This window comes from Xanthomarina sp., from assembly GCF_035306605.1.
In the GTDB taxonomy this organism is placed as follows: domain Bacteria; phylum Bacteroidota; class Bacteroidia; order Flavobacteriales; family Flavobacteriaceae; genus Xanthomarina.
This window is the reverse complement of the sequence record NZ_DATGNR010000057.1, coordinates 18,892-42,335: the sequence shown is the minus strand read 5'-3', so window position 1 is coordinate 42,335 and position 23,444 is coordinate 18,892. Positions and strand designations below refer to the sequence as shown.

The window sequence follows — 23,444 nt, the reverse complement described above, 5'->3', positions numbered from 1 at the left end:
AGTAAAACCAATTTATTAAGTATTTCTGTAATAGCTAAGGATTGTATGACAGCGGATGCTTATGCAACAGCTTTTAAGGCTATGGGAATTGAGAAAATTAAAGAGTTTTTAAAGACACATCCAGAGCTAAAAGTATTTTTGATTTTTGAAAATGACAAAAAGGAGTTCGAAACCTTGGCTTTAAATGGGTTTCCTGAAAATTAATTATTTCCAACCGAAATATTATTTATATACCACCGGAATAATTTCTCCATTAGCAAGGCAATATTTCGTTATTTCATTTTCAGAAAGTTTTGAAGTGTAATCTACTTCTTCAACTTTAAAGCCAATATCTCGAAGTTTATCAAAGTAATCACGACCATAAATTCTTACATGGTCGTATTGTCCAAAAATTTTAGCACGTTCTTTTTTATCTGTTATACTATTGTCTTCAAAAGTTTTTTCTCTACTTAAGTCCTGAGGAATTTGAAACACACCATAACCTCCTGGTTTTAGTATTCTGTATAATTCCTTCATGGCTTTTGTGTCGTCCGGAATATGTTCTAAAACATGGTTACACAGAATTACGTCAAACTCATTGTCCGTAAAAGGAAGGTCACAAATATCTGCTTTTACATCTGCTAATGGAGAATTTAGGTCAGTTGTAACGTATTCCAAGTTTTTAAGCTTTCTAAAGCGTTTATAAAAAGCTTGTTCAGGCGCAAAATGAAGGACTTTTAGATTTTTAGTAAAGAAATCTGTGTCGTTTTTTAAATATAACCACAACAACCTATGTCTTTCCAAACTTAAGGTAGAAGGAGAAAGAACATTGTTTCTTTGTTTGCCATAGCCATAGGGTAAAAAGCTTCTAAAGCCTTTTCCGTCTATAGGATCTTTAAACGTGTTTCCTTTTAAAAATAATTCTAAAACAGGTTTTGCCACATAACTTAATCTAATAAGTAATGGCCTTGGAATGGTGTTTAGGATAAGTTTAAAAAGGCGCTTCATTTTAAAGCACTAATGCTTTCTTACGAAATTCATCCTCTTCATTACTTTCTATTCCTAGTGCTTGGTAGATATAAGCAAATGTTGAAAGTAACTCTGGTTTTCCATCAACTATAGCTACGTCATGCTCAAAATGTGCACTTGGTTTATTATCTAAAGTAGTTATTGTCCAACCATCTCGATGCTGCCTGATTCTTTGTGTTCCCATATTTATCATCGGCTCTATGGCTACAACCATACCTTCAATAAATTTCTTTCCACGACCACGTTTTCCGTAGTTTGGCATTTCTGGGTCTTCATGCATTTTTCTTCCTAAACCATGACCAACTAATTCTCTTACCACGCCATAGCCATGATCTTCACAATATTTCTGAATTGCATAACCAACATCTCCTACACGATTACCAACTTTAAATTCGCGAATACCTATGTATAATGATTCTTTGGTTACGTCTAGTAGTTTTTGTGTTTCTGGAGCAATCTCACCTACAGAAAAAGTGTAAGCATGATCTCCATAAAAGCCATTTTTAATAGCACCACAATCAATGGAAATAATATCTCCTTCTTGTAGGGGTTCATTTGTTGGAAATCCGTGAACAACTTGAGAGTTTGGACTCATGCACAGTGTGTTCGGGAAATCGTATAAGCCTAAGAAACCAGGAATAGCTCCTTGTTCTCTTATAAAGTCTTCTGCTAATTTGTCTAATTGTAAGGTGGTAACTCCAGGTTTTACTTCTTTGGCAAGCATTCCTAAAGTTTTTGAAACAACTAAAGCGCTTTCACGCATTAATTCGATTTCTTCTTTTGTTTTTACTATTATCATCTTGAAAAAAAATATGAGCAAAGATACTTAAAATTAAATGGAATTCTTTTTTCTGAAAGATGACTTTTAACAGTATTTAGGTAATAAATATTAGATATTTTTGCGTTTAAATTGAAACATTATGTATAAAGCAATAAGCGCAGAAGATGCCGTAAAACTTATTAAGTCAAATAGTAAAATTTATATCCAAGCAGCAGCAGCAGCTCCCCAAGTGCTAATTAATGCAATGACTGCAAGACATGAGGAGTTACGAAATGTTGAAATTTGTCAGTTACACACCGAAGGTGATGCTCCATACGCAAATCCGGAATTGAGAGACAGTTTCCATGTTAATTCTTTTTTTATTGGTAAAAATGTAAGACATACTTTAAAGGCTGGTAATGGCTCGTATACTCCGGTTTTTTTAAGTGAAGTTCCCTTGTTGTTTGAAAGAAACATCGTGGATATACATACAGCTTTAATCCATGTATCTGTACCAGATAGACACGGATATTGTTCTTTGGGTGTTTCTGTAGAAGCTACTTTGGCCGCTATTGATAATGCAGATGTTGTAATCGCTCAAGTAAATAAGCAAATGCCAAGAACCCACGGAGCCGGGATTATTCATGTTTCAGAAATAGATGCTTTTGTGGAATGTGATGTGCCATTGCCAGTTCATTTAAATCCTGAGCCATCAGAAATTGAAAACAAAATTGGAAATTATGTTGCGGGCTTAATTGAGGATAGAAGCACGTTACAAATGGGAATAGGAAGCATACCAAATGCTGTGTTGTCTAGACTTACAAATCATAAGGATTTAGGTTTACATACAGAAATGTTTTCTGATGGTGTAATTGATTTAATATTAAATGATGTAATTAATGGTAATTATAAAGGAGTAAATAAAGGGCGAGCTTTAGCTACTTTTTTAATGGGTTCTAAACGTTTGTACGATTATGTAGATGACAACCCATTTATAGAAATGAGGGCGTCCAACTATACCAATGATGTTTCCATCATTAAATTAAATCCTAGAATGGTTGCTATAAATTCAGCAATAGAAGTAGATGTAACCGGTCAAGTTTGTGCAGATTCCATTGGGTCTCACATGTATTCTGGAGTTGGTGGTCAGATGGATTTTATTCGCGGTGCTTCCTTAAGTGAAGGAGGAAAAGCTATTATTGCTTTGCCTTCTGTTACAAAATCTGGAATTAGTAGAATTGTACCTACTTTAAAACCTGGTGCTGGAGTTGTTACTACGCGTGCTCATGTTCATTATGTGGTTACTGAATACGGGATTGCTAATTTATATGGGAAAAACATTAAACAACGCGTTAAAGCTTTGGTAGATATTGCACATCCAGATCATAGAGAAGAAATAGATAGACAATATTTTGAACTGATAGGATATTAATTAATCCGTTTACAAAAATAAGCCACGAGTTCATAAATGTTTTAATGAATGAATTCGTGGCTTTTTATTATTTTCTAAAAAACGAAAACAAGCCTTTCTTTTTTACTTCTTCTAAAGGTTTAAAATTCGGGTCGGATAGTTTTTGATACACTTCTCCCCATCCAATAAACCCACCAATATTTCGGTCGTCAATAAATACATCGGCATGGATTTTTCTACTTTTAGTATCGTCGAATTGCTCTTCAGGAAAACTTTTGTTTACGGCATAAAAAGTGATGCCATTTTCTTTACAAAAATTAACTGCATCATCTAATTTACTACCACTTCTATAGGTCCATAAAATTAGTCTATGTCCATCTTTTTGCAATCTTTTTAATGTTTCGAAAGCAAAAATTTTTGATTTTCCAATTTTCGGGTAGGCATCATCAACGATGGTTCCATCAAAATCTACTGCTATAATAAGTTTGTCGTTAAAATTCATACCAAGTAATTAATTGCAAAAATACATAATTTAAAATGTAATAGTTTCTACCCTTAAGTTTAGATTAACGAATGTCGCGTCATTTTTGCTGGTTGTTCAATGCCCATAAGTTTTAAAATGGTTGGGGCAACATCTCCTAAAACGCCATCTTGGATGGCTTTTAAATCTTTATCAATTAAAATTATAGGAACAGGGTTGGTAGTGTGAGCCGTGTTAGGTGTTCCGTCTGGGTTTATCATGGTTTCGCAATTTCCATGATCGGCAATTAAAATGGTAGTATAATTATTTTCTAAAGCTGTTGTAATTACATTTTTCGCGCAAATATCAACTGCTTCACAAGCTTTTATAGCGGCTTCCATAACGCCGGTATGTCCCACCATATCGCCATTTGCAAAGTTAAGACATACAAAATCCACCTTTCCTTTTTTTAATTCAGGAATTAAAGCATCTGTTAATTCAAAAGCACTCATCTCTGGTTTTAAATCGTAGGTAGCCACTTTCGGTGAATGTCTTAAAATTCGGGTTTCACCATTAAAAACTTGTTCTCTTCCACCAGAAAAGAAAAAAGTAACATGTGGGTATTTCTCTGTTTCGGCAATTCTGATTTGGGTTTTATTGTGTTTTTCTAATACTTCACCAAGCGTTTCTGTTAAATTGTCCTTGTTGTAAACTACGTGGATGTTTTTATAGGTTTCATCGTAATTGGTCATCGTAACATAATACAAGTCTAGCGTGTGCATATTTTGCTCATGAAAATCTTGTTGCGTTAAAGCTTGTGTTAGTTGTCTGCCTCGATCTGTACGGAAATTAAAGAAAACAACCACATCACCATTTTTTATTTTCGCAACGGGTTGATTAGTTTCATCTACCATAACAATAGGTTTGATAAACTCGTCTGTAATATCGTTTTCGTAACTGCTTTGAATGGATTTTAAAGCATTTTTAGAAAGTTCTCCTTCGCCATTCACCAAAGCATCATAAGCTAATTTTACTCTTTCCCAACGTTTATCTCTATCCATAGCGTAATAACGCCCAGTTATTGTAGCAATTTTGGTAGGAGCGTTTTCAATAAATTCTTTAAGGTGTGTTATAAAACCGTAACCCGATTTCGGATCTACATCACGACCATCTGTAAAGGCATGTATGTAAGATTCTGTTACCCCTGAAGTTTGGGCAGCAGTAATTAACCCTTTTAAATGATTGATGTGAGAATGGACACCGCCATCACTTACTAATCCTAAAAAATGTATGGGTTTTTTATTCGTTTTCGCATAGTTAAACGCGTCTATTAACGCAGGTTCTTGGGCTAAAGTGTTGTTCTCTACAGCTAGATTTATTTTAACTAAATCTTGATATACAATACGTCCAGCACCTAAATTCATGTGGCCAACTTCACTGTTTCCCATTTGACCAGCTGGAAGTCCAACATGTAATCCATCCGTTCGTAATTGCGCATTTGGATATTCACTATATAACGAATCGATAAATGGTGTTTGTGCATGGTCTATGGCTGAAACTTTTGGGTCGGGCGATTTTCCCCAACCGTCAAGAATCATTAAAATAACTTTTTTGTTCATGGTGGATAACTTTAACAGTCAAAGATAAAAGTTTAAAAGGCTTTGAGTTTAAAATTGAATAAAAAATTAATGGGGTCCTTAAATGGTTTGTTAGAATTACTGCTTTTTTAAGAAGTTAATTTTTTTGTCATAACATAATGGACTCCAATATCTGGTATGTTAAACGCATCACCAAAAATTAAGTATCCATTGCTTTTGTAGAACTCAAGTGCAACTTCACGAGCATTAAACCAAAGTAAATCTGCTTTTCTTTCATTTAATATGTTTTCACCTTCTTGAATTAATCGTTTTCCCAATCCTTGATGTTGAAAATTTTTTAAAATAGCCATTCCACGTAGTTGATATTGTTTGTCTTCTGAAAATAAATGGAATTTATTGTTCATAAAGGAAGCTACTCCAATAAGTTCTGATTTACAAAATAAGCCAAGATGAAAGGTGTTTTCTTCTAAATCGCCATCAAATATGCAAGTATTTATTGGTTTGCCTTTGCGTAAAATGGATTGCCTTATAACATAGGTTTCTTGTGCTGAAATTTGTTTTATGAGGTGCATAATAGTCTAATTAATATTTGTTTTATAAAAAAAATAAAATTTTCACTACATAAATAGTGCTCATTTTTAAGTGGTTAGTTTAAAATTATTTTTTTTTATTTAAACTTCTAATTTTTTTCTTTTATTAGATGAAATTCTTATTTATATTTGCACCGGAAATGCGAGAGTAGCTCAGTTGGTAGAGCGTCAGCCTTCCAAGCTGAATGTCGCCGGTTCGAACCCGGTCTCTCGCTCTAAAAGCTTCATCTAACCGATGAAGCTTTTTTATTTTAGGGTATTTAGCTCGGTATTTCTTTCAATTTCATAAGGAGTTTTGTTGTATTCAAAAACTCTAGCCGATAATTCGCCTTTTAAAACTATAGAGCTTCCTTTAACTTCTAACCAACTACCTTCTCTTAGTCCAATAACTGGTTGGGTGTTGAATGCATGAAATTCTTTAATTCTAGTTTCTCTGGTTTCTCCCATATGCTTGTTGTCAGGTATGGGATCCAAATAATGAGGGTTTATGTTAAATGGTACTAAACTTAGAGCTTTAAAGCTAGGCGGATAGATTATTGGCATATCGTTCGTTGTATTTATGGTTAAACCACAAATATTACTACCAGCACTTGTACCTAAATATGGAGTTCCTGTCTGAACTGCTTTTTGTAAGGGTTCAATTAATTTGTTTTTATATAATTGATTAAGCAATAAAAAGGTGTTTCCACCTCCAGTAAAAATGGCTTCAGCTTGATTTATCGCCTCAATTGGGTTTGAAAATTCATGAATCCCTTTTAAGTTTTTGTTTATTTTTATAAATGCTTCTTTTGCCTTTTCAGTGTATTCGTTATGAGAAATGCCACTTGGTCTTGCGTAAGGAATAAAAACAATAGATTTTACACCCTTAAAAAAAACAGCTAACTCTTCTAATAAATATTCTAGATAGGTACTTCCGTGTATGGTTGAAGTACTTGCTATGATTAAGTTTTTCATTTACATTAATTTGTTGTAAATTTAAGTAAATACAGTTTCTAACAAAAGTTAATACATCTGTATTTTGTTTCTCTAACCTTCAAAAAAACAACTTATGAAAAATGTATTTTCAATTATTGCTTTTTTTGCATTCATATCTTTTGGTATGGCTCAAAATGACAACAGAATAGAGGTTTCTGGAAAAGTTATTGTGGTTGCTAACGATGTAGAAGGTCTAACTGTAAGTAATTTAACTTCAAATAGAATTGCAGTGACTGATATAGATGGGAAATTTAATATTCGCGTTAAATTAAACGATAAAATTAGAATCTCTGCATTGCAATTGAACAGTGTACTTGTAATAATAACTCAACAAATATTGGACTCGAAAGAGATGACTGTATTTCTTGACGAACATTTAACTCCTTTGGATGAGGTTGTAATCTTACCCTTTAGTTTAACAGGCGATTTGGTAATTGACTTATCAAAAGTGAGATCTTATAATCCAAAATTTGAATCTATTTATTTTGGAGAAATTGATTTTGAACACAATCCCAACGCAGATATATATTATCAAAAAGTGGAAAACACTATTTTAAATCAAGGAAAGTTTTATAATGGGGTAGACTTTGTAAAGATTACCAACTGGTTAATTAAGCCATTATTTGCTACTGAAAAGGTCGTAGACATTGAGGCCTCAAGCTACGAAGCTTTAAGAGATACCTACACCAAGGATTTTATTAGTTCAAGTTTTAATATACCTGAAGATAAAGTAACAGAGTTTATTGGTTTTGCAACTATTAATAATACTGATCCTACTTTATACAATAAAGGAAAAGACCTTGAATTAATTGAATATTTAGTTAATCAGAGTAAATTGTTTCTAGAAGTCGATCCAGGAAAAAAATAGTAAATAGGATTGTGTTTTGATTTGTTTGCCTTTAAAAGAACTTTCATATTTAACATAAGTTTAGTTTGTTGTTATATGGTTTTTAAGATTTGAAATGTTTTCTTTATCAAACTAAATTTCACTATTTGAAGCATTATATAATTTTTACTATCCTTTTATTAACTCTTCATACAGCAATCTCACAGACTGTTGAAATTACAGGAAGAGTTACCACTTCCTTAGATGCCGAAAATATTCATGTGATCAACAAAACAGCCCAAGTTTTCACAACCACCAATGCTTTTGGCGGGTTTAGGATGACAGTTAATCTAAATGACACTTTACAGTTTACATCTATTCAACATAAATTAAAAGAAGTTATAGTGGATGCTAGTATTATAATCCATAAACAACTAGATGTTCATTTAGAAGAATTTACTTATTCTTTAGATGAAGTTGTTGTAGGACGCATGTTAACTGGAGATTTGTTTCAAGATTTGAGTAATGTTGAAGGAGAGCCTATAACTGCTAAACAATTAGGCATTCCGAGTTATCAAGGAAAACCAAAAACACAAAGTGAAAGAAAACTTAATGAAGCCACAACTGGAGGCGGGTTTATCCCGATAAATCCCATTATTAATGCTATTTCAGGAAGAACAAAGAGATTAAAAAATTATATAAAATTAGAGAGAAATGACGACTTGCTTTACACTATTAGAAAAAGAACAGAAGCCATGTTGTTTTCCATGGAAACACTTCCGGAAGTATCAAGGAATGAATTTTTCTATTTCTGTTCTGAAGATGTCAATTTTGTAGCTCGTTGTAAAAATAAGAGCGACCTTGAAATATTGGAGTTTTTAAATGAAAAACTTATTCAATTCAAAAGTAACTCCAAATATGAAACTAATTAAATGTTTATCTTTTCTTATTTACATCTACAAATCCTTAAATTTGCTTAATTAATTTTTTATATGCATCGTTTAAAAACCCTGTTATTAATACTTGTTTTACCTTTATTGTCTTTTTCGGCCGTACATAAATATTATGTAAGTGTTACTCAAATAGAATATGTAAAAGACAAGCAATCGGTGCAAATAATTACAAGAATTTTCATGGACGATTTTGAAGATGTTCTACAACTTCGATACGATGACAATTTACTTCTTGGACCTCAATTGGAAACTAGTCAAGCCGATTATTTTATAGAACGATATTTAAAAGCCAAATTAATCATCAGTATTGATGGTGAAGAAAAGGCCTTTAACTATATTGGGAAAAAATACGATAACGATATTGTTATCTGTTATTTAGAAATTGAAGGAGTAACGGATATTAAGAATATTAAAATTGAAAATTCAGTGCTTTTCGATTTGTTTCCTGAGCAACAGAACATGATAAAAACCAAAATCTATTCAAAAAATAAGAGCTTCATTTTAATAAAAGAAAATGATAAAGCTATGTTAAACTTTAAATAATGGGCTTTCAAAATCTTAAAAATTCGTTAAATTTCAGACTTAATCAAATTATTCCAATGAAAACATTAAAGTATCTTTTTCTCTCGGTTTTGTTTGTTTCTGTTAGTGCCTTTTCGCAAGAACAAGACAAACCAGCACGTAAACCCGGACACACAAACAACAATAAGTTTAAGCAACTATACGACGAGTTTTCTACACCAAACATGTTTCGTACAGCTTCTGGAGCTCCAGGTCCAAATTATTATCAGCAACAGGCCGATTATAAAATGGATATTGTTTTAGATGATAAAAATGCAAGAATATCAGGTTTTGAAACCATTACTTACTCCAACAACTCTCCAGATCAATTAAAATATCTTTGGGTACAATTAGATCAGAATATGAGAGCCAAGGATTCTAAATCTCCGTTAATTGAAGAGGATGGATTTGCTCCAGCGCAACAAGCTTCAACTTTTGCAAGTACCTATATGGCTGAAACTTTTGATGGCGGTTTTAAAATCCAAGAGGTAAAGGAAACTAGTGGGAAGGACTTACCATACATGATTAATCAAACTATGATGCGTGTGGAATTACCTAAGGCTTTAAACCCAGGCGAAAAATTCTCTTTCACCATAAAATGGTGGTACAATATTAACGATCACTTAGTAGATAGAGGTCGTTCAGGTTACGAGTATTTTCCTAAAGATGGTAACAGATCTTATGTAATAGCTCAGTTTTACCCAAGAATGGCTGTTTATAATGATGTGGAAGGATGGCAAAACTCTCAGTTTTGGGGACGTGATGAATTTGCACTTCCATTTGGGAACTTTGAAGTAAATATTACAGTTCCGGCAGATCATATTTTAGATGCAACAGGCAAGCTAATAAATAGAAAAGAAGTCTTTTCTAAAAAGATGATGGAGCGTTTTGAGAAAGCTAAAAAGACTTATGATAAACCAGTGCTTATTGTAACTCAAGAAGAGGCTGAAGCTGCTGAAAAGGGCTTTTCAAATAAAACAAAAACGTGGAAGTTTCATGCAGAGAATGTACGTGACTTTGGTTTTGCTACATCAAGAAAGTTTATTTGGGACATGATGGCTGTAAAAATAGGAGATAGAGATGTTATGGCCGTTTCTATGTATCCAAAGGAAGGAAATCCACTTTGGGAAGAGTGGTCAACTTATGCTGTTGCCTCTACCCTAAAAACTTACTCTAGAATGACTTTCGATTACCCATATCATAAAGCTATTTCGGTTCATGCTAAGGAGCAGGGAATGGAATATCCTATGATTTGCTGGAACTATGGACGACCAGATGAAAATGGAAAGTATAGCGATAGAACGAAATACGGAATGATAAGTGTGATTATTCATGAAGTTGGACACAATTATTTCCCGATGATTGTAAATAGTGATGAGCGTCAATGGACGTGGATGGATGAAGGTTTAAACACATTTTTGCAATTTGTAGCTGAACAAGATTTTGGAGAATGGTATCCAGCAGCCTTGTCTCCTGGACATGACAAGTATCCTTCACGTCGTGGACCAGCAGTAAACATTATCCCTTATATGGGAGGAGATCAAGATTATATTGCTCCAATTATGACCAAAGGGTTAAATACTTACCAATTTGGACATAATGCCTACGGAAAACCAGCTACAGCTTTAAATATTTTACGTGAAACTGTTATGGGACGCGAGTTATTTGACTATGCTTTTAGAGAATACTCAAACCGTTGGATGTTTAAGCATCCAACCCCAGAAGATTTCTTTAGAACTATGGAAGATGCTTCAGCCTTCGATTTAGATTGGTTTTGGAGAGGGTGGTTCTATACCACAGATTACGTTGATATAGGAGTGAAAGATGTAAAGAAATACTACGTGTCATCAGAGCCTAACCAATATGCTAAAGATTTAGCAAAACGTTATGGTATGGAATTATCTGATTTACCTCCATTAGTATTTATGGTTGAAGAAGGTAGTGATGAATTTAATGAGTCGTTGAAAAAAGGAACTTTATTAGATAACTCTAAGCCTTTAAAGGAGTACGTTATGGATAATTTTACAGAAGCAGAGCGAAAAAATATAAAGTCGCCTAAATATTTTTATAATGTAACATTTGAAAAACCGGGAGGTTTGGTAATGCCAATTATTGTAGAATATACCTATGCTGACGGTACCTCTAAAACAGAACACTACCCAGCACAGATTTGGAGATTAAATGACAAAGAAGTGAATAAAGCTGTAGCCTCAGATAAGGAGATTGTAAAAATTACGGTCGATCCTAATTTAGAAACGGCAGATGTGGACACATCTAACAATTCTTGGCCTAGAGAAGTTCAACAAAGTGACTTCGATAAGTTTAAAGAAAAGGTGAATGAATAATTGAAAAGTTAAATTATTGAAAGCCGACCATAAAAATGAGTCGGCTTTTTTTATTCTCATGAATCATCTTACTATATTTGCAATGTGATACAAGCAAGCATATATTTATTCATAGGGACTACTGAAGTCATGTTTATACTATTTATAGTAATCATGGTCTTTGGTGCCGATAAAATTCCTGAAATAGCTAGGGGATTAGGGAAAGGCATGCGTATGCTTAAAGATGCCTCAAACGACATTAAAACGGAGATTACCAAGAGTGCCGAAAAGAATGGTATTGATACAAGTATCACCAAAGATGTTCAAGACGAACTGAACAAGGTTAAAAACGAATTAGAAGATTTTACAGGTTCTGTTCGAAGAAAAATGTAAACGGACGATACTTCTTTATTAATATAAAAATTCCTGCCTAAGCAGGAATTTTATTTTTTTCTACTAATTGTTAATCCGTCTCTAATTGGAAGCATTACGCTTTCTACCCTTTCATCACTTTTTAGTAGTGTGTTATATTCTAATAAGGCTTTGGTTGAGACATCCTTAGGGTTTAACTCTTCAATTACTTTTCCATGCCAAAGAACGTTGTCGGATATAATGATGCCTCCAGGATTTAGTTTTTCTATAATTAAGTGAAAATAATTAGAATAGTTAGGTTTGTCAGCATCTATAAAAACTAAATCAAAGGTTTTGTCCAAGGTTGGAATGATGTCTAAGGCATTTCCTAAATGCTGATAGATTTGTTGGCCATAACTTGATTTATCGAAATATTTCCGTTGAAAATCTACGAGTTCTTCGTTGACATCAATGGTATGGATTTCGCCTTCAGTTTGTAACCCTTCAGCTAAACATAAAGTAGCATAACCAGTGAAAGTACCTAATTCTAAAATAGTTTTTGGCCTTATTAATTTTGAAATCATACTTAAAACGCGCCCCTGATAAGGGCCGCTAAGCATGATGGGTTGTAATATTTTTTGATAGGTTTCACGAGTTAATTGCTGTAGTAATTCTGGTTCAGTTTCTGAGTGTGCAACTACGTATTCGTCTATTTTTTCAGGTAGGAAGTGCATAATGTATTTGAGACCTTTCAGTTGTGTAAAAAAAACTGAAGGTCTATTTTAATCTTATGATAAAATTCTATTAATTAATTTCTGTTTGGCAGCTTCATCATCTCCACATAACCACTGGATTACGTTGTCTTCCCAAATGGCATCTCGTTGGTCATCATTAATGATGTTTCTTTCTACGGCTAAATCCAAGATTTTTCCCGGATAAGATGATTGCTTGGAGCTTTCCATTTCACCTAAAGGATAAGGATCGTCTAAGCCCATTAAAACTTGTTTATAACCTTGGTTTTTTATTAATAATTCTAATCCTCCAGTGTCGTGTACCAAAGTGTCAAAAAAGATGTTTTTATGGCCTACAGCTTTTCTTGGGTGACTTTTTCCTTCAAACAAATCTGGTCTACCATCAAACCCTTGAATTCGTCTTCCTAGGTTAATTTGGGCTAATTGTCCGCCATGAGCAAAACAGGTTCGCATGTTTGGATATTTGTCTTGATATCCATTTAGTGTTAAGAAATGATAGGCGTCAGCACATTGAGCTAACATCCATATTAAGTGAAAACGCCAAGAAATATTTTCTAATTTAATAAATTTTTCACCATCGTATGGATGAATCTCTACGGCTAAATTGTACTTGTTTGCCAATTCAAAAATGGGTTCATTTTCTTCATCAAAAATACAACGCCACGTTCCAATGGTGTCCATGTAGTGTGTTGGTAAGCAAAGTAGTTGCATGCCTAATTCTTCTACACAACGTTCAATTTCCCAACATGCGCCACGTACAAATCCGGGATGAACCACAAAACCACAAGTAAATTTGCTTGGATTTTCACGTTGGATTTTCGCATTAAAATCGTTTTGAAATCGTAAAGCCTGCTTCATTTCCTCTACACGTAACCCGTTTCCGTATAATTGCGAAAGGTTCAGAACCACAGCATGATCAATCTTGAAACGTTCCATCCAAGTTAATTTGTCATCTAAAAAGAAACTTGAATCCGTTACAGGTCGGCTCCAGTCTTTTTGAAGCATGTATTTTCGGTCTTTATCTACCCAAAAAATCCCTTTATCTTTCATAAATTGAGGAATTTCTTCAGGGTAAGGAAGTAAGTGGGAGTGACCGTTTATTCTTAATTTACGTTTTTCTTTCATATATCTAAAGTGCTTTTACAGCATGTCTTCCTTTTAATTTATCCTCTTTTACTCTATCTGTACCTTTTGAGGTGGTTGCATTACCTTACCGCAGTTTGGACAGCTTCGCTTGTCTTTATCACCATAATATTTATCGAAAATTTTAGGCATATCTGTTTCAATATTTTCAACAGTAAAATCTTCTTCGTAAAGTTTTGTAACGCAGTTTTCGCAGAACCAAAGTAGCGCATCTCGCATTCCTTCAGGTCTTTTGTATTCTATAACTAATCCTACCGTATTTGCTTCTCGTTGTGGGGAATGTGGCACCTTTGGAGGTAATAAAAAGATGTCGCCTTCCTTAATATGAATGTCTTTTGGTTTTCCTTCGTCAATGACTTTTAAAACCATGTCGCCTTCAATTTGATAGAAGAACTCTGGTGTTTCGTTGTAATGATAATCTTTTCTGCTGTTTGGGCCACCAACAACCATGACGATAAAATCACCATCTTTCCAAACAACTTTATTGCCAACCGGTGGTTTTAAAAGATGTCTGTTTTCTTCAATCCAGGCTTTGAAATTTAAAGGAGATACAAGTTTGCTCATGTTTTAAGGTTGTTGATTAATTATATAAAGTTACAAAGATTTTGTTCTACCACCATCAACAGGTAGGTTAATTCCGTTAATATAACTAGCACATTCACTAGCTAAAAACGTTACAGCATAGGCCAATTCTTCTGGTTTTGCAAAACGTTTGGCTGGAACTGCTTGCTTCATTGCGTGAGCAGCTTCTTCTTCAGTATTTCCTGTTTTAGCAGATTTATTTTTGATAATTTCTGTTAAGCGTTCTGTTCCTGTAGCTCCTGGTAACACGTTGTTAACTGTAATTCCAAAAGAACCAAGTTCATTGGCTAAAGTTTTACTCCAATTGGCTACAGCTCCACGGATGGTATTGCTAACTCCAAGTCCATCTAATGGTTGTTTAACCGAGGTAGAAATTATATTAATAATACGTCCGTAACCAGCTTCTTTCATAAAAGGAACAACGGTCTGTGCTAACACGTGATTGCATTTTAAATGCTGTGTAAAGGCGCTTTCAAATTCACTTAGGTCGGCTGAAAACACAGGTCCGCCTTTTGGTCCTCCAGTATTGTTTACTAAAATATGGAATCCGTGGTTTTTAGAAATAAATTCGGAAACTTTTAACTTTAACTCCTGTGGATTAGAAAAATCGGCCACGATATAGTCGTGGTTTCCTTGTTGAGGAAGTTCGGTTAAAACAGTTTTCAGTTTATGTTCATTTCTAGCAATTAAAGTAACTTTTACTCCTTCAGAAGCCAAAGACATAGCTATTGCTTTTCCTATTCCAGCTGTGCTACCACAGACTAATGCGTGTTTATTGCTTAATTTTAAATTCATATTTAATCCCAAGGATGTGGGAAACTCTTTTATGTGATTCTGAATTAATTTCAGAATTACGTTTGATTATAGTTTTTTAGTTTAATAAATAAGATTCTTATTTTTTCAGAAACTTATTAATATTTGATGCATACATTTTTTGCTTCAGTAAAAAAGCGTAAAGCTTCAAAACCACCTTCTCTACCAACCCCTGAAGCTTTTACACCTCCAAATGGTGTTCTTAAATCGCGCATCATCCAAGTATTTACCCAAACAATTCCTGCTTGCAATTGATTACTCATTCGCATGGTTCGTTTTAAATTGTTTGTCCAAAGGGTGGCAGATAATCCATATTTTACCTTGTTTGCCATTTGAAGCACTTCGTCCTCATGATTAAAAGGCATTATGGTAACTACAGGTCCAAAAATTTCTTCTTGGTTTACTCGGCATTCATCATTTGGAACCTCAATAATTGTTGGTTCTAAATAATAACCGCCTTCAAAACCATCAACACTTACTTTATTTCCACCACAAAGAATAAGTCCTCCTTCTTGTTTTGCAATTGCAATGTAATCCATTACTTTTTCAAGATGAGGTTTTGATACTAAGGCTCCTATATTTGTGGATTCTTGAGAAGGGTGCCCGACTTTTAGACTTTTAACTTTATTAATGAAATTTTTTTTAAATTTTTCATAAATAGAAGCTTCCACAAAAATTCTGCTACCACATAAACAAATCTGTCCTTGATTTGCGAATGATGACCGAACTGTGGTTTCTAACATATCATCATAATCACAATCGGCAAAAATGATATTTGGGTTTTTTCCACCTAATTCCAATGATAATTTTTTAAACATAGGAGCAGCTACTTTTGCAATATGAGCTCCTGTAGCTGTACCTCCAGTAAAGGAAATAGCTTTAATGTCTGGATGTTCTATTATGGCTTGACCAGTAGTAGTTCCTAATCCGTGAACGATATTCAAAACACCTTTAGGAAGACCAGCTTCGTTACAAATTTCACCTAATAAATAGGCTGTCATTGGTGTAATTTCACTTGGTTTAGCAACTACACAATTGCCAGCAGCAATGGCGGGTGCTATTTTCCATGTAAAGAGGTAGAGTGGAAGGTTCCACGGTGAAATACAGCCAACAACCCCTATAGCTTGTCTTAATGTGTAATTAACGGCATCTTGACCAATACTTTCATGGCTTTCGCTTGAAAACTGTGTAATGGCATTGCCGAAGAAACGAAAGTTACTTGCAGCTCTAGGAATATCGACCGCTTTAGCTAAACTAATTGGCTTGCCATTGTCCTTACTTTCTGCTTCTGCAAAACGCTGTAAATTTTTTTCAAGTAATTCTGAAATTCTGATAAGAATTCTACTTCGTTCTTCCAAAGTGGTTTGAGACCAACTTGGAAAGGCTGCTTTTGCCGCGATATATGCGTTTTCTACATCTTCCTTCGATGAGTTCGGTATTTGTCCGTAAACCTCACCATTTGCAGGACAATAGTTGTCTAACCACCCATTGGAAGCGGGAGGCAAAAACTTTCCATTTATGTAGTTTTTTATAGTCATTATAATTTCTTGTAAGCCATTACCTTAATTTCAACCACTAAATCTGGGTGAGGTAATTGGTGAACCGCAACTGTTGTTCTAGTTGGGCCAGTTTCCTTGTCAAAAAATTCTGCATAGGCTTTGTTGTATCCTGCAAAGTCGTTCATATTAACTAAAAACGAGGTTACGTCTACAACATCCTTTAAGGAAGCGCCTTCCTTAGCTAAATTTCTTTCAATATTTAATAGAACTTCACGCGTTTGAACTTCTGCATTTAAATGTTTAGTTCCCAAATTATCAATTATATCAACACCAGCAATGGTATTGTCTGTTCTTCTAGAACTTGTTCCAGATACAAAAATAAAATCGCCTACACGCTTGGTATGTGGGTAGGCTCCTCTTGGTGTTACAATTTTTTCGCTCATAATAAATTATTTTAAACCGGCAATTCTATCATCTTCTATAATAGCTTCGGTTACTGCTTTTACTTTATCCAAGGTCATTTTTAATTCGACATTGGTTAGGTTGTTAATATTTTGAATTTCTCCATCAGCCAACATGTTTAAGATGGCTTTGTCTTGTGCGCGACCTTTTATTAAGGCTTCACTATAGCTGATGTTTTCATTGAAAGTTACTAAAGAATATTTTGAAGAATATTCGTCCGGAAAATTCTTTTCAAAAGCCATTTCTAAATTGCGTTTTTCTCTGAAATTGGTGTGGTTTACGTGCCCTTTCATTTCGTGGAAATTATCAATTGCTAAATCGGCAATAGCATCTGTATCCTTTTTTCGTGATTTCTCATATACTTTAAAAATGGTTTCCCAATCGTCGTAATTCTCATCAAGAACTTTATCGAATTCTACCACGTCTTCAAAAGAAGCATTCATACCTTGTCCATAAAATGGCACGATGGCGTGGGCTGCGTCTCCCATTAGAAGCGTATTTCCTTTATAATGCCAAGGAGAACATTTCACGGTTCCTAGAGGTGACGTTGGATTTGCGAAAAAATCATCGATTAAATTAGGCATCAAATCTAATGCATCTTTAAAGTATTTGTTGAAGAATTCCAAAACACGCTCCTTAGTTGTTAGGTTATTGAAATTGTACTCGCCTTCATCAAAACTTAAAAATAAAGTTACGGTAAAACTTCCATCTAAATTAGGTAAAGCAATTAGCATAAATGCTTCTCGTCCCCAAATATGTAGCGCGTTTTTATAAGTTTTATAACCACCATTTTCTGTTGGAAGGAAACAAAGTTCTTTATAGCCGTGCGATAACCAATCTTGAGAAAAGCTAAACAGGAATTTCTTGCCTAAATAGTAACTGTTTCGCATGGCAGAACCAGCCCCATCCGTTGCAATTATTACATCGGCATCTTCTACAAACTGTGTATTGGTTTCAGTGTCTGTAAATAGCGCTGTGGTGTTTTCGAAATCAACAGTTTCACATTTTTTATTGAAATGAATGGTAACATTGTCGTGTTTTTCAGCTTCATCTAAAAGTAAACCGTTTAAAAGCCCTCTTGAAATTGAATTTATATATTCGTGGTCTCTACCGCTATAAGGCGCCAAGATTGTGTTGCCTTCTATGTCGTGAAGCATACGCCCATTCATAGGTATGCATAGGGGCTTTACTTTTTCTTCAAGACCAACAAGTTCCATAGCCTTAATACCTCGATCGGACAGTGCTAAATTAATAGAACGCCCAACACTGATGTCTACTTTTCGTAAATCTGGACGCATTTCCATAAGGGTTACGTTGAATCCTCTTTGACCCAAACGCAATGCTAGTAAGCTTCCGCATAGCCCAGCTCCAATGATTAATATGTTTTGTTGTTTATTCATATGTGTCATTCCCACCAAGATGAGATTTGTTTTTTTTTGCACGAACACAGTTTAAGTGATTTGATAGAGGCACTTTACTGCATTACATAAGATAAGTTATTTTAAAAGTTCCTTTAGTTTCTCAACCATTCTATAAACATCTTCAAAAGAATTATAAAGTGGAACTGGTGCACATCGTATTACATCTGGTTCTCTCCAATCTGTAATAATATTTGCTTCTAATAATTTTTTATGTAAACTTTTATCAGCATCTTTTAGTTGAATGGAAAGTTGACAACCCCTTTCTTTTGGATTTGAAGGTGTGATGATTTTAATTTTAGGATTATTTATTTCGTTTATTAAAAACTCGAAATAACCTGTTAATTTTTCAGACTTTTGACAAAGCATATCCATACCAACTTCATTAAACATATCTAAAGAAGCTTTAATAGCAGCCATAGATAAAATAGGCGGATTGCTAAGTTGCCAACCTTCTGCTCCTGGAATAACATCCAAAGGTTGACGCATATTGAAGCGAGTAGCTTTGTTATGACTCCACCAACCAGCAAAACGCTTCAGTTTTTTGTTATGAGCATGTTTTTCATGCACAAATAAACCTCCTAAACTTCCTGGTCCAGAATTTAAATATTTGTACGTACACCAAGCGGCAAAGTCTACTCCAGAATCATGAAGTTCAAGTTTAATATTTCCGGCTCCATGTGCTAAATCTATTCCAACCATACAGTTTTTGGAGTGGCCTAGTTGAGCAATCTTCTTTAAGTCTAAACTTTGTCCTGTATAATAATTAACACCACCAATTAACAGTAGAGCAATTTCATCTCCTTGCTCTTGTAGGATGTTCTCTAAATCTTCTATATTTAAAAGACTTTCTCCTTTTCTAGGTTTCCATTCAATTAATCCGTCATTTGCATCAAAACCATGAAATTCTAATTGGGTTTGAACGGCATACCTATCTGAAGGAAAGGCATCACTTTCAATAACAATTTTGTATTTGGTTTTTGTTGGTTGGTAAAAGGATACCATTAACAGATGTAAATTTGTTGTTAAGGTATTCATGGTAACTACCTCTATTGGTTTTGCACCAACAATTTTAGCCATAGATTCAGTTAAGAATTCGTGGTAGGGCATCCATGGGTTTTTAGCTTCAAAATGTCCTTCTACACCCAAATTAGCCCAGTCGTCCAATTCCTGTTGAATGTATTTTTGAGTACTTTTTGGTTGTAAACCAAGGGAGTTTCCCGTGAAGTATAACCAAGGGTTTCCGTCCTTGTCTTTTGGAATATGAAATTGATTTCTGTAAGTAGATAATACGTCGTTTTGGTCTTGCTCCTGTGCGTATTGTAGACCTAGTAAATAGTTGGACAAAGTATGTTGTTTTTCTGTTTACAACAAAAATAAGAATTATAATTTTAGGAATGAAGTATTAGATAATGACAGTTAAAATTAATTTTGAAGTGTTATTTTATGCTATTCCTGATTGTTTTAAACAGAAGATTTTAAATAAAACTCTAATTTTATAAGTGTTTATTTTCCTATATAAGGTTTTGCGGCATGTAGATGAAAGTTTTATAAAAAGAGAAAGCGCTTCAACTTAAATTAGGTGAAGCGCTTTAAATATATAGACGCATATAGCGGGATATTTACACTATATATACGTGTTAATTGATGGTTTTGGATGTTTCTATTCTAACTTTATAGATACATTGGTGAAAAATAGTTCCCAATTATCCTCTGGTTTTTTATGATTTAAAGAAAGTGTGATATTATGGAATTGGTTATTGTTTTCCCAAGTAGTAGTTAACGTTGGGGTCTTAGCATTTTCTTTTCTATAAACCCATTCCTCAATTAGGTAATTGTTGTTGAAATAAAAGTCGTAAGCATCTCCGGGAGTGTAACCACCCTCGTTGGAATAAGTAACAGTTATTTTGTTGAGTTTTCTTTTGTTTATTGGACTTATTTCTTCCACTGGATTGGAAATTGTTTTCCCCTGGTCCCAAACTAAATTAAAGGGAGCTAATAGCCAAAACTTGTCGTTTATAAAAGCTTTGTCCGAATCTATATTCGTACTATCTAATTGCAATCTGTTGTATTGAATGGTATCCTTTTCTGTAATTAAAGTTACTTGGTTTGTTTTTGGAAGCCAAACCCATGAGCGTTCAAAATGTGTACTATCTCTATCTACATTAAATGTATAGGAGATTTCTTTAACTTTATTCCAATGATCTAGGCCGTAGGCTTGGGCAATTTTATCTGTGGCTGTAAGCGTTGTTTCTTGCTCTTGTACTATATTTATTTTATCCGATTTGCATGCAGAAAATAGTATTAGGATGGCTAGAATGAGGTTTATGTTTTTCATGAAATTAGTTAGCTAATAAGTTAATAAGCTGTTTAGGTTTTTTATTGAATGGTTTGAAGATTTTTTGGTGTTTGTAACTTCAAAAAGAAAGAACCTTAATCTAACATTTTCTTCTAAGTTTTTTTTTTTTTTTTTCAATGATCAAGGATTAGTGTAGTTAGACTATAAATATAAATAATCTAAAGAAGAAATGATATCTTCGTTTTAATAATTAAAAATCACGTGAGCAAATACGATCCTTATTTTAATGCAAATAAAGCTACTTGGAATGAAAAAGTGAAAATTCATTCAAAAAGTGCCATGTATCAACTTGAAGCTTTTAAGAAAGGTAAAACTTCATTAATGCCTTATGAATTAAATGCTCTTGAAGATGTTACAGGAAAAAGTCTGTTGCATTTACAATGTCATTTTGGACAAGATACCTTGAGTTGGAGTAGGCTAGGTGCGACGTGCATTGGAGTTGACCTAAGCGATGAGGGCATTAAATTAGCGAAATCTCTTAATGAAGAACTAAAATTAGATGCTCAATTTGTATGTTGTAATGTTTTAGATACTTCAAAACACATTAAAGAAACATTTGATATTGTTTTTACTAGTTATGGAGTGATTGGTTGGCTTCCAGATTTAAAACCTTGGGGAAAAATGATTGCTGAACGATTGAAAACGGGAGGTGTCTTTTATATGGTTGAATTTCATCCCATAGTTTGGATGTTCGATTACTTAGGGGAAAAACCTGCTATGAAATACGGGTATATGCAAGATGAGGTTATTTATGAAGAATATGAAGGTACTTATGCCGATTCTGAATCAAAAATGATAAGTAAGGAATATGGCTGGAATCATGGATTAAGTGAAGTAATTAACGCCTTAACAGCGGCTGGTTTGCATATTGACTACTTGAATGAGTATGATGAAAGTCCTTACAATGTCTTGCCCAATTTAATTGAAAGTGAATCAGGATTGTTTGTATCAAAAGACAAGCTCTACCCTTTGATTTTTGAGATTAAGGCAACAAAATAAGTTGGGCCTAAAACGCTTGGATAGCTTTATTTTTTATTCTCTTTCAGCAATTCTGGAAATTTTGCTTTAAACTTCTTTAGTCTTGGGATGGATACATTTTGTATATACGCATTTTCAGGATGAAGCTTTTCGTAGTTTTGGTGATAGTCTTCCGCTTTCCAAAATTTCGTGAAAGGATATACTTCTGCGGAAATAGTTGTATTTAGTTTTTTAGCTAAAGTTTCTTTTTTTGTTTCTATAATTCGTTTCTGCTCATCATTTTGATAGAAAATAATAGAACGATATTGTGAACCTTTATCTGGACCTTGTCCATTTACTTGTGCTGGGTTTTGCGATCCAAAGTACACATCTACTAAAGTAGAAAAACTAACCATTTTTGGATTGTAAATTACTTCAACAGTTTCTGCGTGTCCGGTACGTCCAGTGTTGCTGGAAGCATAGGTAGGGTTTTTTGTGTGTCCTCCAGCATAACCGGAAATAACTTCTTCTACACCATAAACACTTTCGTAGATGGCCTCTACACACCAAAAGCAACCGCTAGCGAAATAAGCTTTTAATTTTCCGTTTTGTAAGGGTTCCTCAATTGGGCTTGCATTTATTACAGCTTCTTGTTCTGAGTTTTGTTGCGCCATGTTGTTGCAACTAAAAAATAGTACAATTAAGAAAGTAGGGAAAATGGTTTTTATGTTTAGCATTATTTTTTCTTTGTTAGTATGGTCGGAATTAGATTAAGAACCTTAAGGAAAAAGGCTGTAGATTTTTAAATAAAAAAAGCCTTCATAAAAATGAAGGCTTTTAAATATATAAATTTTAAAATGAATTATAGTTTAGAGAACATTTTTTCCATTTTTTCTCTTTCTTCTTCAGCTAAAAGAGCATCAACAAGAATACGACCACTGTGCTCATCAGTAATGATTTTTTTACGTGCAGCAATTTCCATTTGTACTTGTGGTGGAATAGTAAAGAAAGATCCTCCAGAAGCACCTCTCTCGATTGGCACAACAGCAAGTCCATTTTTAACATTTGTTCTAATGCGCATGTAAGCTTTTACCAAACGCTCATCAATACTTTCTCTGTATTCTTCTGACTTTTTAATTAAAGCAACTTCTTCTTTTTCAGTTTCTGCTAAAATTGCATCTAATTCACCTTTTTTGTGTTTTAAGTGCGATTGACGTGCTTTTAAACGCTCTTTAGTTTCAGCAATAACAAGTTTTTTCTGATCGATTTGAAATTTGAATTCTTTAATGTGCTTTTCAGCAAGTTCAATTTCTAATTCTTGGAATTCTATTTCTTTAGTGATAGAGTTGAACTCTCTGTTATTTCTAACGTTTTTTTGTTGTTCGTTGTATTTTTTAATTAACGATTTAGATTCTTCAATAAGATTCTTTTTACCGGTAATTTGACTGTCTATAGACTCTAAACTAGATTCTAATTTCTCTAATCTCGTGTTTAGTCCAGCAACTTCATCTTCTAAATCACGAACTTCTAAAGGAAGTTCTCCACGAACATTTCTAATTTCATCGATACGAGAGTCGATAAGTTGTAAGTCGTATAAATCTCTTAAACGCTCTTCTACAGTTGCTTCTTTCTTTTTTGCCAT

At 33.9% G+C, this 23,444-nt stretch carries 25 protein-coding genes and 1 tRNA gene; 9 read left to right on the top strand and 17 right to left on the bottom strand.

Annotation, left to right across the window (positions count from 1 at the left end; translation table 11 throughout):
• The coding region (locus VKY41_RS08820; protein WP_500814079.1) for an FAD:protein FMN transferase at positions 1-204 on the top strand (204 nt) is incomplete at its 5' end.
• 18 nt (positions 205-222) lie between these two features.
• On the opposite strand, the gene VKY41_RS08815 is transcribed toward VKY41_RS08820, so the two are convergent.
• A complete protein-coding gene (locus VKY41_RS08815) occupies positions 223-987 on the bottom strand; it encodes a class I SAM-dependent methyltransferase (RefSeq protein WP_500814078.1) in 765 nt (254 codons plus the stop codon).
• Position 988: 1 nt separating this feature from the next.
• Positions 989-1,807, bottom strand: a complete 819-nt coding sequence (gene map / locus VKY41_RS08810; protein ID WP_500814077.1) for a type I methionyl aminopeptidase — start codon at positions 1,805-1,807, stop codon at positions 989-991.
• Positions 1,808-1,928: 121 nt separating this feature from the next.
• On the opposite strand from map, the gene VKY41_RS08805 reads away from it, so the two are divergent.
• A complete protein-coding gene (locus tag VKY41_RS08805; RefSeq protein ID WP_500814076.1) occupies positions 1,929-3,200 on the top strand; it encodes an acetyl-CoA hydrolase/transferase family protein in 1,272 nt (423 codons plus the stop codon).
• Positions 3,201-3,267: 67 nt separating this feature from the next.
• Here the strand turns inward: VKY41_RS08805 and VKY41_RS08800 are convergent, their stop codons facing one another.
• The 3 genes from VKY41_RS08800 to VKY41_RS08790 form a co-directional block, all read right to left on the bottom strand.
• On the bottom strand, positions 3,268-3,681 hold the full coding sequence (locus VKY41_RS08800; protein ID WP_500814075.1) for a BT0820 family HAD-type phosphatase: 414 nt from the start codon (positions 3,679-3,681) through the stop codon (positions 3,268-3,270).
• A gap of 59 nt (positions 3,682-3,740) precedes the next feature.
• The gene (gpmI, locus tag VKY41_RS08795) at positions 3,741-5,258 is read right to left on the bottom strand and encodes a 2,3-bisphosphoglycerate-independent phosphoglycerate mutase (RefSeq protein ID WP_500814074.1); all 1,518 of its coding nucleotides are present in this window, start codon (positions 5,256-5,258) and stop codon (positions 3,741-3,743) included.
• Between the two features lie 107 nt (positions 5,259-5,365).
• Positions 5,366-5,809, bottom strand: coding sequence for a GNAT family N-acetyltransferase (locus VKY41_RS08790; protein WP_500814073.1), 444 nt, complete (start codon positions 5,807-5,809; stop codon positions 5,366-5,368).
• Between the two features lie 160 nt (positions 5,810-5,969).
• Between VKY41_RS08790 and VKY41_RS08785 the strand changes: the two genes are divergently transcribed.
• Positions 5,970-6,042 (top strand) — tRNA-Gly (locus VKY41_RS08785).
• Between the two features lie 31 nt (positions 6,043-6,073).
• Here the strand turns inward: VKY41_RS08785 and pepE are convergent.
• The gene (pepE, locus tag VKY41_RS08780) at positions 6,074-6,781 is read right to left on the bottom strand and encodes a dipeptidase PepE (RefSeq protein ID WP_500814072.1); all 708 of its coding nucleotides are present in this window, start codon (positions 6,779-6,781) and stop codon (positions 6,074-6,076) included.
• Positions 6,782-6,875: 94 nt separating this feature from the next.
• On the opposite strand from pepE, the gene VKY41_RS08775 reads away from it, so the two are divergent.
• From VKY41_RS08775 to VKY41_RS08755, 5 genes are all read left to right on the top strand, one after another.
• On the top strand, positions 6,876-7,670 hold the full coding sequence (locus VKY41_RS08775; RefSeq protein WP_500814071.1) for a BamP family beta-assembly machinery protein: 795 nt from the start codon (positions 6,876-6,878) through the stop codon (positions 7,668-7,670).
• A 125-nt stretch (positions 7,671-7,795) separates the two neighbouring features.
• Entirely contained in the window at positions 7,796-8,560 is a 765-nt protein-coding gene (locus VKY41_RS08770; RefSeq protein ID WP_500814070.1) for a hypothetical protein, read from the top strand.
• Between the two features lie 60 nt (positions 8,561-8,620).
• Positions 8,621-9,124: a DUF6702 family protein gene (locus VKY41_RS08765; protein WP_500814069.1), complete on the top strand. Its 504-nt coding sequence runs from the start codon at positions 8,621-8,623 to the stop codon at positions 9,122-9,124.
• Positions 9,125-9,180: 56 nt separating this feature from the next.
• Entirely contained in the window at positions 9,181-11,487 is a 2,307-nt protein-coding gene (locus tag VKY41_RS08760) for a M1 family metallopeptidase (RefSeq protein WP_500814068.1), read from the top strand.
• 87 nt (positions 11,488-11,574) lie between these two features.
• A complete protein-coding gene (locus VKY41_RS08755) occupies positions 11,575-11,859 on the top strand; it encodes a Sec-independent protein translocase subunit TatA/TatB (protein ID WP_500814081.1) in 285 nt (94 codons plus the stop codon).
• A gap of 50 nt (positions 11,860-11,909) precedes the next feature.
• Here VKY41_RS08755 and VKY41_RS08750 read toward each other — a convergent pair whose 3' ends face one another.
• The 9 genes from VKY41_RS08750 to VKY41_RS08710 all read right to left on the bottom strand — a co-directional run bounded on the left by VKY41_RS08750 (position 11,910) and on the right by VKY41_RS08710 (position 20,824).
• Positions 11,910-12,551: an O-methyltransferase gene (locus VKY41_RS08750; RefSeq protein WP_500814067.1), complete on the bottom strand. Its 642-nt coding sequence runs from the start codon at positions 12,549-12,551 to the stop codon at positions 11,910-11,912.
• Between the two features lie 54 nt (positions 12,552-12,605).
• The gene (locus VKY41_RS08745; RefSeq protein ID WP_500814066.1) at positions 12,606-13,694 is read right to left on the bottom strand and encodes an amidohydrolase family protein; all 1,089 of its coding nucleotides are present in this window, start codon (positions 13,692-13,694) and stop codon (positions 12,606-12,608) included.
• A 48-nt stretch (positions 13,695-13,742) separates the two neighbouring features.
• On the bottom strand, positions 13,743-14,276 hold the full coding sequence (locus VKY41_RS08740; protein ID WP_500814065.1) for a 3-hydroxyanthranilate 3,4-dioxygenase: 534 nt from the start codon (positions 14,274-14,276) through the stop codon (positions 13,743-13,745).
• Positions 14,277-14,306: 30 nt separating this feature from the next.
• The gene (locus tag VKY41_RS08735; RefSeq protein WP_500814064.1) at positions 14,307-15,089 is read right to left on the bottom strand and encodes an SDR family oxidoreductase; all 783 of its coding nucleotides are present in this window, start codon (positions 15,087-15,089) and stop codon (positions 14,307-14,309) included.
• A gap of 116 nt (positions 15,090-15,205) precedes the next feature.
• Entirely contained in the window at positions 15,206-16,645 is a 1,440-nt protein-coding gene (locus VKY41_RS08730) for an aldehyde dehydrogenase (RefSeq protein ID WP_500814063.1), read from the bottom strand.
• Complete coding sequence (locus tag VKY41_RS08725) at positions 16,645-17,049, bottom strand: RidA family protein (protein WP_500814062.1); 405 nt, start codon at positions 17,047-17,049, stop codon at positions 16,645-16,647. Before VKY41_RS08725 ends, VKY41_RS08730 begins: the two co-directional genes overlap by 1 nt.
• Positions 17,050-17,055: 6 nt before the next feature.
• Positions 17,056-18,468, bottom strand: coding sequence for an FAD-dependent oxidoreductase (locus VKY41_RS08720; protein WP_500814080.1), 1,413 nt, complete (start codon positions 18,466-18,468; stop codon positions 17,056-17,058).
• 96 nt (positions 18,469-18,564) lie between these two features.
• Positions 18,565-19,833 carry a kynureninase gene (gene kynU / locus VKY41_RS08715; RefSeq protein WP_500814061.1) on the bottom strand — a complete coding sequence of 423 codons (1,269 nt, stop codon included), beginning with the start codon at positions 19,831-19,833 and terminating at the stop codon, positions 18,565-18,567.
• Between the two features lie 316 nt (positions 19,834-20,149).
• Positions 20,150-20,824, bottom strand: coding sequence for a hypothetical protein (locus tag VKY41_RS08710; RefSeq protein WP_500814060.1), 675 nt, complete (start codon positions 20,822-20,824; stop codon positions 20,150-20,152).
• Positions 20,825-21,046: 222 nt separating this feature from the next.
• Here VKY41_RS08710 and VKY41_RS08705 point away from each other — a divergent pair, with 222 nt between their 5' ends.
• The gene (locus VKY41_RS08705; RefSeq protein WP_500814059.1) at positions 21,047-21,844 is read left to right on the top strand and encodes a class I SAM-dependent methyltransferase; all 798 of its coding nucleotides are present in this window, start codon (positions 21,047-21,049) and stop codon (positions 21,842-21,844) included.
• A 26-nt stretch (positions 21,845-21,870) separates the two neighbouring features.
• Here VKY41_RS08705 and msrA read toward each other — a convergent pair whose 3' ends face one another.
• Together msrA and VKY41_RS08695 are read right to left on the bottom strand one after the other, a co-directional pair.
• Entirely contained in the window at positions 21,871-22,539 is a 669-nt protein-coding gene (msrA, locus tag VKY41_RS08700) for a peptide-methionine (S)-S-oxide reductase MsrA (protein WP_500814058.1), read from the bottom strand.
• Positions 22,540-22,664: 125 nt separating this feature from the next.
• Positions 22,665-23,444 (bottom strand): zinc ribbon domain-containing protein, encoded by a 780-nt coding sequence (locus tag VKY41_RS08695; protein ID WP_500814057.1) that lies wholly within the window; start codon positions 23,442-23,444, stop codon positions 22,665-22,667.

What these genes read in the sequence shown, in the direction of transcription:
- VKY41_RS08775 (WP_500814071.1), top strand. Translation starts at nt 6,876, where the DNA reads ATGAAAAATGTATTTTCAATTATTGCTTTTTTTGCATTCATATCTTTT.
- VKY41_RS08760 (WP_500814068.1), top strand. Translation starts at nt 9,181, where the DNA reads ATGAAAACATTAAAGTATCTTTTTCTCTCGGTTTTGTTTGTTTCTGTT.
- VKY41_RS08710 (WP_500814060.1), bottom strand. Translation starts at nt 20,824, where the DNA reads ATGAAAAACATAAACCTCATTCTAGCCATCCTAATACTATTTTCTGCA.
- VKY41_RS08765 (WP_500814069.1), top strand. Translation starts at nt 8,621, where the DNA reads ATGCATCGTTTAAAAACCCTGTTATTAATACTTGTTTTACCTTTATTG.
- VKY41_RS08800 (WP_500814075.1), bottom strand. Translation starts at nt 3,681, where the DNA reads ATGAATTTTAACGACAAACTTATTATAGCAGTAGATTTTGATGGAACC.
- VKY41_RS08805 (WP_500814076.1), top strand. Translation starts at nt 1,929, where the DNA reads ATGTATAAAGCAATAAGCGCAGAAGATGCCGTAAAACTTATTAAGTCA.
- VKY41_RS08720 (WP_500814080.1), bottom strand. Translation starts at nt 18,468, where the DNA reads ATGAATAAACAACAAAACATATTAATCATTGGAGCTGGGCTATGCGGA.
- VKY41_RS08735 (WP_500814064.1), bottom strand. Translation starts at nt 15,089, where the DNA reads ATGAATTTAAAATTAAGCAATAAACACGCATTAGTCTGTGGTAGCACA.
- gpmI (WP_500814074.1), bottom strand. Translation starts at nt 5,258, where the DNA reads ATGAACAAAAAAGTTATTTTAATGATTCTTGACGGTTGGGGAAAATCG.
- VKY41_RS08740 (WP_500814065.1), bottom strand. Translation starts at nt 14,276, where the DNA reads ATGAGCAAACTTGTATCTCCTTTAAATTTCAAAGCCTGGATTGAAGAA.
- map (WP_500814077.1), bottom strand. Translation starts at nt 1,807, where the DNA reads ATGATAATAGTAAAAACAAAAGAAGAAATCGAATTAATGCGTGAAAGC.
- VKY41_RS08750 (WP_500814067.1), bottom strand. Translation starts at nt 12,551, where the DNA reads ATGCACTTCCTACCTGAAAAAATAGACGAATACGTAGTTGCACACTCA.
- msrA (WP_500814058.1), bottom strand. Translation starts at nt 22,539, where the DNA reads ATGCTAAACATAAAAACCATTTTCCCTACTTTCTTAATTGTACTATTT.
- pepE (WP_500814072.1), bottom strand. Translation starts at nt 6,781, where the DNA reads ATGAAAAACTTAATCATAGCAAGTACTTCAACCATACACGGAAGTACC.
- VKY41_RS08695 (WP_500814057.1), bottom strand. Translation starts at nt 23,444, where the DNA reads ATGGCAAAAAAGAAAGAAGCAACTGTAGAAGAGCGTTTAAGAGATTTA.
- VKY41_RS08815 (WP_500814078.1), bottom strand. Translation starts at nt 987, where the DNA reads ATGAAGCGCCTTTTTAAACTTATCCTAAACACCATTCCAAGGCCATTA.
- VKY41_RS08730 (WP_500814063.1), bottom strand. Translation starts at nt 16,645, where the DNA reads ATGACTATAAAAAACTACATAAATGGAAAGTTTTTGCCTCCCGCTTCC.
- VKY41_RS08745 (WP_500814066.1), bottom strand. Translation starts at nt 13,694, where the DNA reads ATGAAAGAAAAACGTAAATTAAGAATAAACGGTCACTCCCACTTACTT.
- VKY41_RS08725 (WP_500814062.1), bottom strand. Translation starts at nt 17,049, where the DNA reads ATGAGCGAAAAAATTGTAACACCAAGAGGAGCCTACCCACATACCAAG.
- VKY41_RS08790 (WP_500814073.1), bottom strand. Translation starts at nt 5,809, where the DNA reads ATGCACCTCATAAAACAAATTTCAGCACAAGAAACCTATGTTATAAGG.